Raw genomic sequence first — 14,336 nt, forward strand, 5'->3', positions numbered from 1 at the left:
TGGGAGCTGGCGTTGCCGGCGATAGCAATCTAGAGCGCACTGCGCAACCTGGCCAGGTCCCTAACCGGCGGCGCCCCATACAAGCGGCTGTACTCGCGGCTGAACTGCGACGGGCTTTCATAGCCCACCCGATAGCCTGCCACCGCCGCCTCAAGCCCGTCATTGAGCATCAGCCGCCGCGCTTCCTGCAGGCGCAGCTGCTTCTGGTACTGCAACGGGCTCATGGAGGTCACCGCCTTGAAACGGTGATGCAAGGTCGAGGTACTGAGGTTGACTTCGCGCGCCAGGTCATCGATGCGCAACGGCTGATGAAAGTGCTGGTTGAGCCATTCGATGGCTTGGCACACCCGATGGGTCTGGCTGTTGGCCATGGCAATTTCATACAGCCGGTAACCCTGCGGTCCTCGCAGCAGCCGGTAGAGAATCTCGCGCTTGATCAGCGGCGCAAGGATCGGGATATCCTTCGGCGAATCGAGCAAGCGAATCAACCGCAGCAGGGCATCGAGCAACAGCGGATCGGTACGCTCCACATACAGCCCACGGCCCGACGGCAAAGCCGGCACACCGAGGGGGCCGGCATCGGCCAACAGGTTGTTGATCTGCGCCGGATCAATGTTCAGGCGCACACCCAGGCTGGGGTTTTCCGGGCTGGCCTCCAGCAGCACGCCGCTGATCGGCAATGCCACCGACACCACCATGTAATGCAGCGGGTCGTACCTGTAGTGCTCGTCGCCCAGGCACACCTCCTTGCTGCCATGAGCCAGGATGCACAGTGCAGGCTCGGCCAGGGCCGGCATGGAGCGCACGCTTTCTTCGTAGCGCACCAGAAACAGGTCCTCAACCGCCGACTCGACGCCAGCCTGGCGTGGCGCATGGCGTTGGATGAGTACGGCCAGCTCCTGGCGCTGTTGTTCCAGGGCGGGGTCGAGGATCAGGCGGTCGGGCTCAATAGCAGACATGGGGGGCGATTCCAGGGAGAACGACTGCAGGATAGGTTTGTGCAAGCCACGGCGCTAGTCGAAAGCTGCCGCCCGCTTGCCTGATCCTGCAGGGCGCGCAGGATCAGGCAAGCGCTCGACAGGAATTGCCTAACCGCCGCGCGGGCGGGAGGCCTAACCTGTGCAGCCTGGCAATTTCATCTGGCTGCACATGGAGAAACGCTCATGACCTCGGTACATTCGGTCACCCACCTTGCATTTATCCGCGCCAGCAGCGGTCGCTCAGAGGAACTGGGCGAGCGCCTGCGTGACCTGCTGGAGCCGTCGCGTCAGGCCCCCGGCTGCCTGAAGTTCAGCCTGCAACGCTCCCAGGCCGATGCCGACCTGTGGCTGCTCAGCGGTTTCTGGCGCGATCAGCAATCGATGAGCGGCTACTTCGCTTCACCGACCCTTGAGTTGTTTGGCGAGCTGGTGCAGGCGCGGGTGGTCGATAGCCTCGACCTGCATACCTTCGGCTCGCCTTGCGCAGGTTAGAATGCCGGCTTCAGGTAATTGATGTGGATTTGAAGCACATGGCACGTAAAGAATTTTCGCGGTTCGAAGCCGTATCGGCAGCTGTACGTGGCGACGACGGTTATAACGCCGCCATCGCCGTCAAAGGCCTGGGTGCCAGTGGCGCACCGCGCTTTCATAAGGTCCTTGAAGGGCAGCGTTTCCAGACTGCCCTGGCTGCTGACGAAGCGGCCTGCGCCGAACTTGAGCGCCTGCAGGGCGTCGATGACGACGCCGAACTGGTCTGGTAACTCAGCCGTTGACCTGCGGGCGGGCCATCTTGAACAGGTTGCCCAGTTCGAAGTAATCCGCCGGGCCGCCACCCCGCAGGATCGGCTGGCCTGCAGCGGTATCGTAGATGCCGTCCTTGAGCAGATGCTCGGCGATATGTACCGCCACCACTTCACCCAGAACCAGCCAGCTTGGCACCAGCGCCTGGTCAGCACGTTGCAGCTGGATGATCTGGGTGACCTTGCACTCGAATGACACCGGGCTTTCTTGCACCCGCGGCACGGCAATCACCCTGGACGCCACCGGGGTCAGCCCACTCAGGGCGAACTCGTCAACTTGCGGTGCAACCGCGGCGCAGCTCTGGTTCATCGCCTCGGCCAACGGCCGGGTGGCCAGGTTCCAGGCGAATTCGCCCGTCTGCTCGATGTTGTTCAGGCTGTCTTTGCGCCCGACGCTGGCGAAACCGACGATCGGTGGAATGTAGTTGAAGGCGTTGAAGAAGCTGTAGGGCGCAAGGTTCAGGCGACCTTCGGCGTCCTGGGAAGAAATCCAGCCAATCGGGCGTGGGCCGACGATGGCATTGAACGGATCGTGGGGCAGACCGTGGCCTTTTGCCGGTTCGTAGTAATACATCTGCGCTGGCCTGAGGGCCTTCCCTGTGAGTAAGCGCCTAGTGTGCCAAGGCTTGGCCTTGCTGAAAATGACTAAGCCCGGCCGAGGCCGGGCTGACTGCGTCACATCAGGGCTTAGCTGATGCGGTGGGCCTGGGTGCGATCGAAACCGTCTTCAGCGAATTTGGCGCCGCCAGTGCGATCGAAACCGTCTTCTACATAAGTGGCCGGCTGGGTTGGCACGGCGTTGAAGTTGTGGGCGTTGGTACGGTCGAAGCCGTCTTCGGCGAAGGCGTTGGCAGCCAGTACCGAGAAGGCCAGGGTCAGGATCAGTTTGCTTTTCATGGTCGTTGCTCCGAGGTGGTGAGGGGTTGTTTGTTTCTATGGGTGTAATGCTACGCCGATAAAATTGATTAAAAAGCGCAAAAAATAACGTATAAGAATCTAAAAAGTAGATGTATTTGACGGCAGTTCGCCCTCATCGCCAGCAAGGCCATGCACGGACCTGTGGGAGCTGGCCTTGCCAGCGATGCAGGCGATGCGGTCTACGCTATGAGTGAAGATTGAGGGTGTGGGATTAATTGCGGGTTAAAGCGCCATAAACAAAAAAAGGGGGCAATCCGCTGGCGGATGCCCCCTTTTTTCTGCCGATGACTGGGATCAGTCAGTGGTGATCCGCGAATGCTTGCGGGTGTCCTTCATGAACACATACACCAGCAACGAGCAGGCGATACAAGCGGTCACGTACCAGTAGTAGCCGGTCTCCATGCCGATGCTCTTGAACCACAGCGCCACGTATTCAGCGGTACCGCCGAAGATCGACACGGTCAGGGCGTACGGCAGGCCAACGCCCAGGGCGCGGATTTCGGTGGGGAACAGCTCGGCTTTGACCACCGCGTTGATCGAGGTGTAGCCGCTGACGATGATCAGCGCCGCCATGATCAGGAAGAACGCGCCCCACCAGGTCTGGATGGTGTGCAGGGTGGTGAGGATCGGTACGGTGCACAGCGTGCCGAGCACGCCGAAGGCGATCAGGATCGGACGCCGGCCGATCTTGTCGGAAAGGCTGCCGATGACTGGCTGCAGGCACATGAACAGGAACAGAGTGGCCGCCGAAATGGTGGTCGAGTCGCTGATGCTCATGCCCACCGTGTTCACCAGGTACTTCTGCATGTAGGTGGTGTAGGTGTAGAAGGCCAGGGTACCGCCCATGGTCAGGCCGACCACGGTGGCCAGCTCCTTCGGATGGCGCATCAGGGTGCGCATCAGGCTTTCCTTGGACTTTTCCTTCTTGGTGAAGGAGGCGGTTTCTTCCATGCCACGGCGCAGGTACAGGGCGACCACCGCACACAGGGCGCCGATCACGAAAGGCACACGCCAGCCCCAGGCATACAGCTGCTCGGTGGTCAGGGTCTGCTGCAGGATGATCAGCACCGCCAGGGCGATGAGCTGGCCGGAAATCAGCGTCACGTACTGGAAGCTGGAGAAGAAGCCACGGCGTTCCTTGGTGGCCATCTCACTGAGGTAGGTGGCGGAAGTGCCGTACTCGCCGCCTACCGAGAGGCCTTGCATCAGACGCGCGATGACCAGCAGCACCGGCGCGGCGACGCCGATGGTTTCATAACCCGGGGTCAGGGCGATGACCAGCGAGCCTGCGCACATCAGCAATACCGAGGCCATCAGCGCGGCCTTGCGGCCCTTGCGGTCGGCGTAGATACCCATCAGCCAGCCGCCGATCGGGCGCATCAGGAAGCCCACGGCGAAGATCGCGGCGGTGTTGAGCAGTTGGGCGGTGGTGTCGCCAGCGGGGAAGAAGGCTTTGGCGAAGTACAGGGAGAACGCGGCGTAAACGTACCAGTCGTACCATTCGACCATGTTGCCGATCGAGCCGCTGAAAATCGACTTGAGTCGGCTGCGGGTGGTTTTTTCCGCGGCGGGCGCAATGGCCGCCCCGGCGGGCAGAGTGCTGGAGTTATCCATCGAAGGGACCTTCATAGTTGTTTTTGTGGAGCGCGTCGAAACGCAGCCTGCCAGGGCTATAGCAGAAGCTGTGCCAGGTGCTGGAGGCCCGGTCTAGAAGGGTTATACGGGTGTGATGAGCGGAAATCCGCCTATCCAAACGAGTGGGTAGGCGAAAATCCGCTTATGGCGATCAGTTGTGTCGATCAAGCAGGGCCGAGAAAATCTTCACGCAGCAGGCCGTGGCGCTGCATTTTTTCGTTGAGGGTGCGCCGCGGCAGTTGCAGCTCTTCCATCACCGCCTTGATCTCGCCCTTGTGGCGGCTGAGGGCAGCGCGCAGGCACTGGGCTTCGAAGGCTTCCTGCTGGGCGGCCAGCGATTGCCCGGCTTCGATTGCTGTTGCTGCCGGCTCGCCCAGCCCCAGGGCATGACGTTCGGCGGCGTTGGCCAGTTCACGAACGTTGCCCGGCCAGTCGTGACCGAGCAGCTTGCCCAGGTGCGCGCCACTGAGTACCGGCGTGCTACGGCCAACGCGCTCGGCGGCCAGGCGGGCAAAGTGGTTGAACAGCAGCGGGATGTCTTCGCGCCGGTCGCGCAACGGCGCCAGGCGCAATTCGGCGACGTTCAGGCGATACGCCAGGTCTTCGCGAAAGCGGCCGGCCCGGGCTTCTTCGAGCAGGTCGGGTTTGGTCGCGGCGATGATCCGCAGGTCGACGCTGATGCTCTGGTTGGCGCCCAGGCGTTCGAGCTTCTGCTCCTGCAACACGCGCAGCAGCTTGGCCTGCTGGGCCAGTGGCATGCTTTCGATTTCATCGAGGAACACCGTGCCGCCATTGGCATATTCGAGTTTGCCGATACGCTTGCCCTGGGCGCCGGTGAAGGCGCCGCTTTCATGGCCGAACAACTCGGCCTCGAACAATTGCTCGGGGATCGCCGCGCAGTTGAGAGCGACAAAGGGCTTGCCGGCGCGCGGGCCAAACTCATGCAGGCAGCGCGCGACCTGCTCCTTGCCGCTGCCGGTTTCGCCGCGAATCAGCACGTTGACCGGCAGGCTGGCGAGGTCCAGGACCTGCTTGCGCAACTGCTGCATGCCCTGGGACACGCCCAGCAGATCCGCCTCCAGGCGTACCTTCAAATCGGCCTGTTCATGCAGGCGGCGGTTCTCCAGCACCAGCTGGCGTTTTTCCAGGGCGCGGCGCAGGCTGCCGAGCAGGGCTTCGGGGCTGAAGGGCTTTTCAAGAAAGTCGTAGGCGCCATTGCGCATGGCCTCGACCGCCATCGGCACATCGCCATGGCCGGTGAGCAGGATCACCGGCAGGTCGGCATCGCTGGCCTGCAGTTGTTCGAGCAATTGCAGGCCGTCCATGCCGGGCATGCGCACATCACTGAGGACCACCCCGGGGAAGTGCCCGGGCAGTTGCTGGAGGCAGTCTTCGGCACGGCTGAACAGCTGCACATTGAAGCCGGACAGGCTCAGCCATTGCTCTACGGCGGTGCGGATGCTGGCTTCATCGTCGACGACCATCACTGAATTCAACATGCGGGTTCCGGGTCCATAGGCAAGGTCAGGCTGAAACGGGCGCCGCCGGGTTGGTTGTCGACCTGCAGGCGGCCGCCGGCTTCGTGAATGATGCCATAGGAAATCGCCAGGCCCAGGCCCAAGCCTTCGCCCACCGGCTTGGTGGTGAAGAACGGGTCGAAGACACTGGCCAGGTGCTCGACGGGAATACCGCCGCCGCTGTCGAGCACGCTCAGGCGCCAGTGATCCCGTTCGGCATCGATGCGCACCTCAAGGCGTTTGTAGCTCTTTTCGGCCATGGCATCCAGGGCGTTGCGCAGCAGGTTGATCAGCACCTGCTCAAGGCGTATCGCATCGCCGCGCACCCAGGCCGGGCGGGCCAGGTACAGGGCGACGCTGACGTCTTCGGCGCGGATGCGCGCATCGAGCAATTGCAGCGCCTGGTCAACCACGGTGGCCAGGTCCAGGCGTTCGCGCAGGCCGCTGGGGCTGTTGCGGGCGAAGGTTTTCAGGTGCCCGGTGAGGGCCGCCATGCGCGTGAGCATCTGCTCCAGCGGCTCCAGGGCCTGGCGTGCTTCATCCAGGCGTTGGTTATCGAGCAGCAGGCGCAGGGTTGCCAGCTGCATGCGCTGGGTGGTCAGCGGCTGGTTGATCTCGTGGGCCAGCGCCGCCGACATCTGCCCAAGCGCCGCCAGCTTGGCCGATTGCACCAGGCCCTCCTGGGCGGTGCGCAAGTCGCGGGTGCGGGCTTCGACCAGGCGTTCGAGTTCTTCGCGGCTGCGTTGGCGCAGGCGGGCCAGGCGCAGGCGCTGGCTGATGAACAGCAGGGCGAACACCAGGCTCAGCCAGACCGCAGCGGCAGCCAGCGCGGCGTTGCGGCCATCTTCGCTGACCTGCGGCTTGCGCAGCAGGTGCAGGGTCCAGCCCTCGGCTTCCAGCGGCAGGCTTTCCCACAGGTAGTCGGTATTGCCCTCGGGGCCCTGCACGCGCATCAGGTGGCTGTTGGCGTCAAAGCTGCTGAGGATATGGTGCTGTAGCGGCACCAGCGGTTGCTTGTCGTACTGGCGGGTGGCGGCCAGTTCCGCGCGGTCGGCGCTGGTCAGCGCTTGCAGTTCGCGGTAGCGCCAGCCGTCCTGGTTGGCGATGAAGATGATCCCGCGGGCGTCGCTGACCAGGAGGATATCGCTGCCCTGGCGCCATTCGCGCTCAAGCTCGGGGAACTCCAGCTTGACCACCATGGCACCGAGGAAGCGGCTGTTTTCATCCTGCACGGCACTGGACAAAAAATAACCCGGCACGCCGCTGGTCACACCCACCGCATAGAAGCGGCCGCTGCCCTGGCTACGGGTCTGTTTGAAATATGGCCGGAAGCCATAGTTGGAGCCGACATAGGTGCTGGGCAGGCGCCAGTTGCTGGCGGCCACGGCCAGGCCGGTGCGGTCGAGCAGCTCGAGGGTCGAGGAATTGGCCGCACCGTTGATGCGCTCCAGCTTGCGGTTCAGGGCATCCTGCACCGGGCCTGCAACCGGGCCGCGCAAGGCGCTGATCAGTTCCGGGTCGAGGGCCAGCACCGCCGGCAGGGCGCGGTAACGTTCGATCAGGGTGTGCAGCGAGTTGGCATACAGCCCCAACTGCTCACTGGCCCGGCGGGCATCCTCGACCATCGACTGGCGCTTGGCGTGGTGCATGGCCCAGCCCGCGGTCAGCAAGGTGCCGGCGAGGATGAAGAACAGAATCAGGCCCAGACGCAGGGCGCGAAAGGAAGAAGGCATGGTGCAAGTCCCGGCAGTGGGGAAGGCCTCCTGGCCTTCCCTTGGAGCATGGCAACGTTTTACAGCAGCTCGAAGCTCTGTTGTTGCACGGCCTGCGAATCGAGGCCGACCTGGACCCGGAACTCACCCGGCTCGGCAGCCCATTGCAACTGGCCGTTGTAGAACTTCAGGTCGTCGGCCTTGATGGTGAAGCGCAGGGTGCGTTCTTCACCAGCCTTGAGCATGACTTTCTGGAAGTTCTTCAGTTCCTTGACCGGACGACTCATGGACGCGGTCACATCCTGCAGGTACAGCTGCACCACGGTTTCGCCGTCACGCTTGCCGGTGTTCTTGACCACGATGCTGGCTTCGAAGTCCTGGCCCTGTTTCACCGTCTTGCTCGACAGGCTCAGGTTCGAGAGGCTGAAGTCGCTGTAGCTCAGGCCGTAGCCGAAGGGGTACAGCGGGCCGTTCGGCTCTTCGAAGTACTGCGAGGTGTAGTTGCCTGGTTTGCCCGGGGTGAACGGGCGGCCGATGCTCAGGTGGTTGTAGTACATCGGGATCTGCCCGACCGAGCGCGGGAAGGTGATGGCCAGCTTGCCCGACGGGTTGTAGTCGCCGAACAGCACATCGGCAATGGCGTTGCCGCCTTCGGTGCCGCTGAACCAGGTTTCCAGGATGGCATCGGCCTGCTCGCGTTCCCAGGCCAGCGACAGCGGCCGGCCGTTCATCAGCACCAGCACCAGCGGTTTGCCGGTGGCTTTCAGGGCCTTGATCAGCTCGCGCTGGGCCGCCGGGATTTCCAGGGTGGTGCGGCTGGAGGATTCGTGGGACATGCCACGAGACTCGCCAACCACGGCCACGACCACGTCGGACTGCTTGGCAGCCTTGACCGCTTCGTCGATCAGCACTGCGGCAGGGCGTGGGTCGTCGACGATTTCCGGGGCATCGAAGTTGAGGAAGTTCAGGTAATCGAGGATGGCCTTGTCGTGGGTGACGTTGGAGCCTTTGGCGTAGATCACCTTGGCCTTGTCACCGAGGACCTGGCGCATGCCTTCGCGCACGGTGATCGACTGGTGCGGGCGGCCGGCGGCGGCCCAACTGCCCATCATGTCGATCGGGGCATCGGCCAGCGGGCCGACCAGGGCGATGGTGCCGGCTTTTTTCAACGGCAGGGTCTGCTGGCGGTTTTCCAGCAGGACCAGGCTGCGGCGGGCCACGTCGCGTGCTTCGGCGCGGTGCAGGCGGCTGTCGGCATAGGTGTCGGCCGGATCGTCGCTGGCCTTGCCGATGCGCCGGTACGGGTCTTCGAACAGGCCCATGTCGTACTTGGCACCGAGTACTTCGCGCACGGCGTTGTCGATGTCGGCCTGGTCGATTTCACCGGCCTTGAGCAGGCTGGCCAGCTCTTCGCCGTACAGCGAGTCGTTCATGCTCAGGTCGATGCCGGCCTTGATTGCAAGCTTGGCGGCTTCGCGGCCATCGCGGGCAACGCCGTGGCGCACCAGCTCGGTGATCGCGCCGTGGTCGCTGACGGTCACGCCCTTGAAGCCCCAGTCCTTGCGCAGCAGGTCGTTCATCAACCAGGTGTTGGAGGTGGCCGGCACGCCGTTGATCGAGTTCAGCGCAACCATCACCCCGCCGGCGCCGGCATCGATGGCGGCGCGGTAGGGCGGCAGGTAGTCGTTGAACATCTTGCTCGGGCTCATGTCGACCGTGTTGTAGTCGCGGCCGCCTTCCACTGCGCCGTACAGGGCGAAGTGCTTGACCGCAGCCATCAGGCTGGTGGCTTCGGCCGGGCTCTGGCCCTGGAAGGATTCGACCATCACTCTGGAAATGCGCGAGACCAGGTAGGTGTCTTCGCCAAAGCCTTCACTGGTGCGGCCCCAACGCGGATCGCGGGCGATATCGACCATCGGCGCGAAGGTCATGTCGATGCCGTCGGAGGCGGCTTCAAGGGCGGACACCTGGCCGACCTTGGCGATTGCGTCCATGTCCCAGCTGGCGGCCAGGCCCAGGCTGATCGGGAAGATAGTGCGGTGGCCGTGGATCACGTCGTAGGCGAAGAACATCGGGATCTTCAGCCGGCTCTTGGCGGCGGCATCCTGCATCGGCCGGTTTTCCGCGCGGGTGATCGAGTTGAAGGTACCGCCGATGCGCCCTGCGGCGATTTCCTTGCGGATCATTTCACGGGGCATTTCCGGGCCGATGCTGATCAGGCGCAACTGGCCGATCTTTTCATCCAGGGTCATCTGCTTGATCAGGTCGGCGATGAACGCCTGTTTGTCCTGCAGCGGGGCGGCAGAGGTGTCGGCAAAGGCCGAGTGACTGGCCAGGCTGACAACCAGACCCAGCAAACACAGCTTGTTCATGAATTCTGTTCTCAAGGCTTGCGGCAGGTCGATACTGCCCAGCCGAAGTTGGGGAAGCGGCTATTGTTGTAGTTTGCTGGGGCATCTTTTAGCTGATTGGGCGATCCCGATCCAGCGGCGACGACGGATTATGCCTCAAGTCCGGTGAATCACGGCGATCAAGGAGCGTAGCAACATGCAGGTAATTCATTTCAAGGGCGTACGACTGTGGCTGCTGCTGATGCTTGCCAGCTTGCTGGCCGGTTGCGGGATCAACAACATCCCCAACTATGACGAGCAGGTAAAAGCGGCCTGGGCCCAGGTGCAGAACCAGTACCAGCGCCGCGCCGACCTGATTCCCAATCTGGTCGAAACGGTCAAAGGCTACGCCAAGCAAGAGCAGGAAACCCTGACCGCGGTCATAGAAGCCCGGGCCAAGGCGACCTCGATCCAGGTCGATGCCAGCACCCTGGACGATCCCGAGAAGTTGCGCCAGTTCCAGCAGGCCCAGTCGCAGCTGACCGGGGCCCTGAGTCGCCTGATGGTGGTGTCCGAGCGTTACCCGGACCTTAAATCCAACCAGAACTTCCTCGCCCTGCAGTCGCAGCTTGAAGGTACCGAGAACCGCATCGCCGTCGCGCGCAAGGATTTCATTGCCGCCGTGCAGCGCTACAACACCGAGATCCGCACCTTCCCCGGGCGGCTGTGGCACAGCGTGATGTACAGCGACCTGCCGATCCGGGAAAACTTCGAGGCCACCAGCGCCGATGCCGAAAAAGCGCCTGAAGTGAAATTCTGATGCGTCTGTTCAAGCTCGCGCTGCTGCTGGCGCTGCTGTTTGCCACACCGCTGCGTGCCGAGTTGAGTTTCCCGGCGCTGAGCGGGCGGGTGGTGGACAATGCCGGCCTGCTCGACGGTGCCAGCCGCAGCCAGCTCGACAGCATGCTCAAGGCTCATGAACAGGGTACTGGCGAGCAGGTCGTGGTGGTGACCCTGGCGGATTTGCAGGGGCAGAGCATCGAAGACTACGGCTATCAGCTCGGCCGCCACTGGGGCATCGGCCAGAAGGGCAAGGACAACGGCGCGCTGTTGATCGTCGCCCCTCAGGAACGCAAGCTGCGCATCGAAGTCGGCTACGGCCTGGAAGAGCGCCTGACGGATGCGCAGTCCTCGGTGATCATCAATCGCATCATCACCCCGGCGTTTCGCCGTGGCGAGTACAGCCAGGGCATCGTCCAGGGCACCGCGGCGATTCTCCAGGTGCTGGGCGGCAACCCGTTGGCCGAGCCCTCGCGGGCGCTGGGCGGCGAGACCGAAGACGGTGCGCCGGCCTGGGGCATTGGCCTGTTCATTCTGCTGATCGTCGTGGTGTTCGCCCTGCAGTCCCTGGGCCTTGGTGGTAGCGGGCGCGGCGGCATGGGGGGTGGTTTCGGCGGTGGCTACGGCGGCGGTGGTTTTGGTGGCGGTGGCGGCGGAGGGGGCTTCAGCGGTGGCGGGGGCAGCTTCGGCGGTGGTGGATCGTCGGGTGGCTGGTAAATGATCAATAACGAGTAGCGCAACGCATGACATTGCTTACTGAACAACAGCAGCGCCAGGTCGCTGAAGCCATTGCACGGGTCGAGCGTCACACCGATGCCGAACTGGTCACGGTGCTGGCCAGCCGCGCCGACGACTACGCCTATATCCCCTTGCTGTGGGCCAGCCTCCTGGCTCTGGTGGTGCCGGGCATCGTCCATTACCTCAGCGGCTGGATGAGTGTGCACAGCTTGCTGATCGTGCAGTGGCTGACCTTCATCGCCTTGTGTCTGCTGTTTCGCATTCCGTCGCTGACCACTCGCCTGATTCCGCGCTCGGTGCGCCACTGGCGTGCGGCGAACCTGGCCCGGCGGCAGTTTCTGGAGCAGAACCTGCACCACACCGTGGGCGGCACCGGCATGCTGATCTTTGTCAGCGAGGCCGAGCGCTATGTCGAAATCCTCGTCGATGAAGGCATATCCCGGCATCTGGACAACAAGGTCTGGGATGTCATCGTCAAGCGCTTTACCGAACAGGTGCGCCAGGGCCAGACGTTGCAGGGCTTTGTCAGCTGTATCGAGGCTTGCGGCGAACTGCTGCGTACCCATGTGCCGCTGACCCACGAGCGCAACGAGTTGCCCAATCGCCTGGTGGTGCTGGGCTAGCGGCGGCGCCCATCGACAAATGCTGTGCAGGGCAAGCGCATCCACGTAAAATTCCCGGCACTGCGCCTACCTGCGCCCCCTCCGCAACCCGAGGCACCTTTTCCCGATGTCCGATTCCCCCACCGCCCAGGCCGCGCCGGATGCGCGTGCGCAGTTTCTGAGCCTGCTCGCCACCAGCCTGGAACAGAACGCCCTGATCAAGCTGGTGCTGGCGCGCCATGTCGGCAACGAAGAAACCCTGCAGCGCATCATTGCCAAGCCGCTGACGGTCAAGGGCCAGGCCTGCGTGTCGTTCGTCTACCGCTACAAGACCCGCGACATCACCCGCAACCTGGGCAACGATGAAGCGCTGGCGCTGGTGGCCGAGTTGCTTCCGGCCTCGTTTCGCAACGCCCACCTGCTCAGCCTCAGCGACGAAGCGCAGCTGGAGTTCAGCAAGAAGGGCAAGCCGATGCTCCATCGCAGCGCTGTGCAACAAGAGCGCCAGGCGCCGGCTGGTGAGCACGACCGGGAGAAGAAGCGCTACCTGGAACTGAGCCGGCCGTTCCTGCAGGACCTGGGCGTGACCGACAAGCAGCAGGCGCTGATCCCGGCCATGTCGCGCAAGTGGAAGCAGATCAACAAGTTCATCGAAGTGTTTTCCCACGCCCTGAACTCGGCGCCGCTGGCCGCCGAGCAGCCGTTGCGAGTGGCCGATTTTGGTTCGGGCAAGGGTTACCTGACCTTTGCCATCCACGACTACCTGCGCAATACCCTGCAGCGCGAGGCGCAGGTTACCGGCGTCGAGCTGCGCCCGGACATGGTCGAGCTGTGCAACGCCGCGGCCTCGCGTCTGGAGCATCCGGGCCTGGTGTTCGAATGCGGTGATGTGCGCAGCGTGGTGCCCAGCGCCATCGAGGTGATGATTGCATTGCATGCCTGTGATATCGCCACTGATTACGCGATCCACACCGGTATTCGTTGCGGCGCGGCGATCATCATGTGCTCGCCGTGCTGCCACAAGCAGATTCGCCCGCAGCTGCACAGCCCGGGCTTGCTCAAGCCAATGCTGCAGTACGGATTGCACCTGGGCCAGCAGGCTGAAATGCTCACTGACAGCTTGCGCGCGTTGTACCTGGAAGCCTGCGGCTACGAGACCAAGGTCTTCGAGTTCATTTCGTTGGAGCACACCAACAAGAACAAGATGATCCTGGCGGTCAAGCGTCAGGCGCCGGTTGAGGCGTCAGCGTTGCTGGAGAAGATCCAGCAGCTCAAGGACTTCTATGGGGTCAAGGAGCATTGCCTGGAGACCTTGTTGCGGGCCGATGGCTTGATCCCTGCCTGAAGACTTTGCGACCGCTGCGCGCTCGATCGCTGGCAAGCCAGCTCCCACAGGGTCGGAGCACGCAGATCCACTGTGGGAGCAACTGTCTTGATCAGGCTGTTTGCTCTCGCCAAGGGGTATTGTCCCGCAGCATTGCATTCAGCCTGACGATCAGCACCCGCATGCAAGCTACGAGTGCCACCTTGGCGCACTTGCCACGTGCCCGAAGTGCTTCGTAGCGTGCTTTAAATTCTGTGTTGTGACGGATGATGATCCAGCTCGACATGTACAGCACTCGCCTTACATGGGCCCGACCACCCCATATCTGGCGGTGCCCTCGATGGCTACCACTATCGTTGTTGTAAGGCGCTACGCCCACCAGAGCGGCGATCTGACGGCGGTCCAACTGCCCCAGTTCAGGCAGTGAGGCGAGCAGATTTGCGGCGGTTACCCGACCGATTCCGCTCACCGCCAACAACTGACTCGCCCTGGTATCGTCCAGTTGCACCATCGCCTGGTCAATTTCTTCGTCGAGGCGTTTGATCAGCACTTTCAGGTGTTCTATGTGCTCATCAAAGTGGGCCATCGCCATTGCCGAGCGGCATTGCAGGCGACGCCGTTTGTAGTCATCACGGCTCTGCACAAATTGGGCGCGCTGCTTCACCAGCTCTCGCAGCTCTTCGCGTTCAGGGCTGACCGGTTGGCCTTGAGGGGCGCTGAGGTGTGCAGCGAAGTCCGCAAGGACTTCGGCGTCGATCTTGTCGGTTTTGGCTTTTTTACCCATGGCATCGGCGAATTTTCGGGCACGGGCTGGGTTGATGCAGATGGTTTCCAGTCCTGCTGAGGCCAGGGCGATCAACACATCTTTCTCGTAGCCGCCTGTCGCTTCGATCAGCACTCGACTGATATTGAAGTCCTTCAGACGCTCAAGCAACACCTC

At 62.9% G+C, this 14,336-nt stretch carries 13 protein-coding genes and 1 pseudogene; 6 read left to right on the forward strand and 8 right to left on the reverse strand.

The window, feature by feature from the left end; genetic code table 11:
* Nucleotides 1-29: 29 nt before the first annotated feature.
* The gene (locus tag JV241A_RS05050) at nt 30-959 is read right to left on the reverse strand and encodes an AraC family transcriptional regulator (protein WP_134061495.1); all 930 of its coding nucleotides are present in this window, start codon (nt 957-959) and stop codon (nt 30-32) included.
* A 204-nt stretch (nt 960-1,163) separates the two neighbouring features.
* Between JV241A_RS05050 and JV241A_RS05055 the strand changes: the two genes are divergently transcribed.
* Together JV241A_RS05055 and JV241A_RS05060 are read left to right on the forward strand one after the other, a co-directional pair.
* Nucleotides 1,164-1,472 carry an antibiotic biosynthesis monooxygenase family protein gene (locus JV241A_RS05055; RefSeq protein WP_115085524.1) on the forward strand — a complete coding sequence of 103 codons (309 nt, stop codon included), beginning with the start codon at nt 1,164-1,166 and terminating at the stop codon, nt 1,470-1,472.
* 38 nt (nt 1,473-1,510) lie between these two features.
* A complete protein-coding gene (locus tag JV241A_RS05060; protein WP_115085525.1) occupies nt 1,511-1,741 on the forward strand; it encodes a hypothetical protein in 231 nt (76 codons plus the stop codon).
* Nucleotide 1,742: 1 nt separating this feature from the next.
* Here the strand turns inward: JV241A_RS05060 and JV241A_RS05065 are convergent, their stop codons facing one another.
* The 6 genes and pseudogenes from JV241A_RS05065 to bglX form a co-directional block, all read right to left on the reverse strand.
* Nucleotides 1,743-2,354: a flavin reductase family protein gene (locus tag JV241A_RS05065; RefSeq protein WP_115085526.1), complete on the reverse strand. Its 612-nt coding sequence runs from the start codon at nt 2,352-2,354 to the stop codon at nt 1,743-1,745.
* Nucleotides 2,355-2,488: 134 nt separating this feature from the next.
* Nucleotides 2,489-2,677 (reverse strand): annotated as a pseudogene (locus JV241A_RS05070) (heme utilization protein); the annotation flags it as partial.
* 315 nt (nt 2,678-2,992) lie between these two features.
* Nucleotides 2,993-4,312 carry an MFS transporter gene (locus tag JV241A_RS05075; RefSeq protein ID WP_115085528.1) on the reverse strand — a complete coding sequence of 440 codons (1,320 nt, stop codon included), beginning with the start codon at nt 4,310-4,312 and terminating at the stop codon, nt 2,993-2,995.
* Between the two features lie 185 nt (nt 4,313-4,497).
* On the reverse strand, nt 4,498-5,832 hold the full coding sequence (locus JV241A_RS05080) for a sigma-54 dependent transcriptional regulator (protein ID WP_134061497.1): 1,335 nt from the start codon (nt 5,830-5,832) through the stop codon (nt 4,498-4,500).
* Entirely contained in the window at nt 5,826-7,583 is a 1,758-nt protein-coding gene (locus JV241A_RS05085; RefSeq protein WP_115085530.1) for an ATP-binding protein, read from the reverse strand. Before JV241A_RS05085 ends, JV241A_RS05080 begins: the two co-directional genes overlap by 7 nt.
* A gap of 59 nt (nt 7,584-7,642) precedes the next feature.
* Nucleotides 7,643-9,934 (reverse strand): beta-glucosidase BglX, encoded by a 2,292-nt coding sequence (gene bglX / locus JV241A_RS05090; protein ID WP_134061498.1) that lies wholly within the window; start codon nt 9,932-9,934, stop codon nt 7,643-7,645.
* 175 nt (nt 9,935-10,109) lie between these two features.
* Here bglX and JV241A_RS05095 point away from each other — a divergent pair, with 175 nt between their 5' ends.
* The 4 genes from JV241A_RS05095 (at nt 10,110) to JV241A_RS05110 (ending at nt 13,417) form a co-directional block, all read left to right on the forward strand.
* Nucleotides 10,110-10,712: a LemA family protein gene (locus JV241A_RS05095; protein ID WP_115085532.1), complete on the forward strand. Its 603-nt coding sequence runs from the start codon at nt 10,110-10,112 to the stop codon at nt 10,710-10,712.
* Nucleotides 10,712-11,449, forward strand: a complete 738-nt coding sequence (locus tag JV241A_RS05100) for a TPM domain-containing protein (RefSeq protein ID WP_115085533.1) — start codon at nt 10,712-10,714, stop codon at nt 11,447-11,449. Before JV241A_RS05095 ends, JV241A_RS05100 begins: the two co-directional genes overlap by 1 nt.
* Before the next feature lie 26 nt (nt 11,450-11,475).
* Nucleotides 11,476-12,093, forward strand: coding sequence for a TPM domain-containing protein (locus tag JV241A_RS05105; protein WP_115085534.1), 618 nt, complete (start codon nt 11,476-11,478; stop codon nt 12,091-12,093).
* A gap of 106 nt (nt 12,094-12,199) precedes the next feature.
* Complete coding sequence (locus JV241A_RS05110; protein ID WP_134061499.1) at nt 12,200-13,417, forward strand: SAM-dependent methyltransferase; 1,218 nt, start codon at nt 12,200-12,202, stop codon at nt 13,415-13,417.
* A 91-nt stretch (nt 13,418-13,508) separates the two neighbouring features.
* On the opposite strand, the gene JV241A_RS05115 is transcribed toward JV241A_RS05110, so the two are convergent.
* On the reverse strand, nt 13,509-14,336 hold an 828-nt coding region (locus tag JV241A_RS05115), incomplete at its 5' end, for a transposase (RefSeq protein ID WP_134061500.1).

The sequence above is a fragment of the Pseudomonas sp. JV241A genome (genome assembly GCF_900275665.1).
Taxonomy (GTDB): Bacteria; Pseudomonadota; Gammaproteobacteria; order Pseudomonadales; family Pseudomonadaceae; genus Aquipseudomonas; species Aquipseudomonas wadenswilerensis.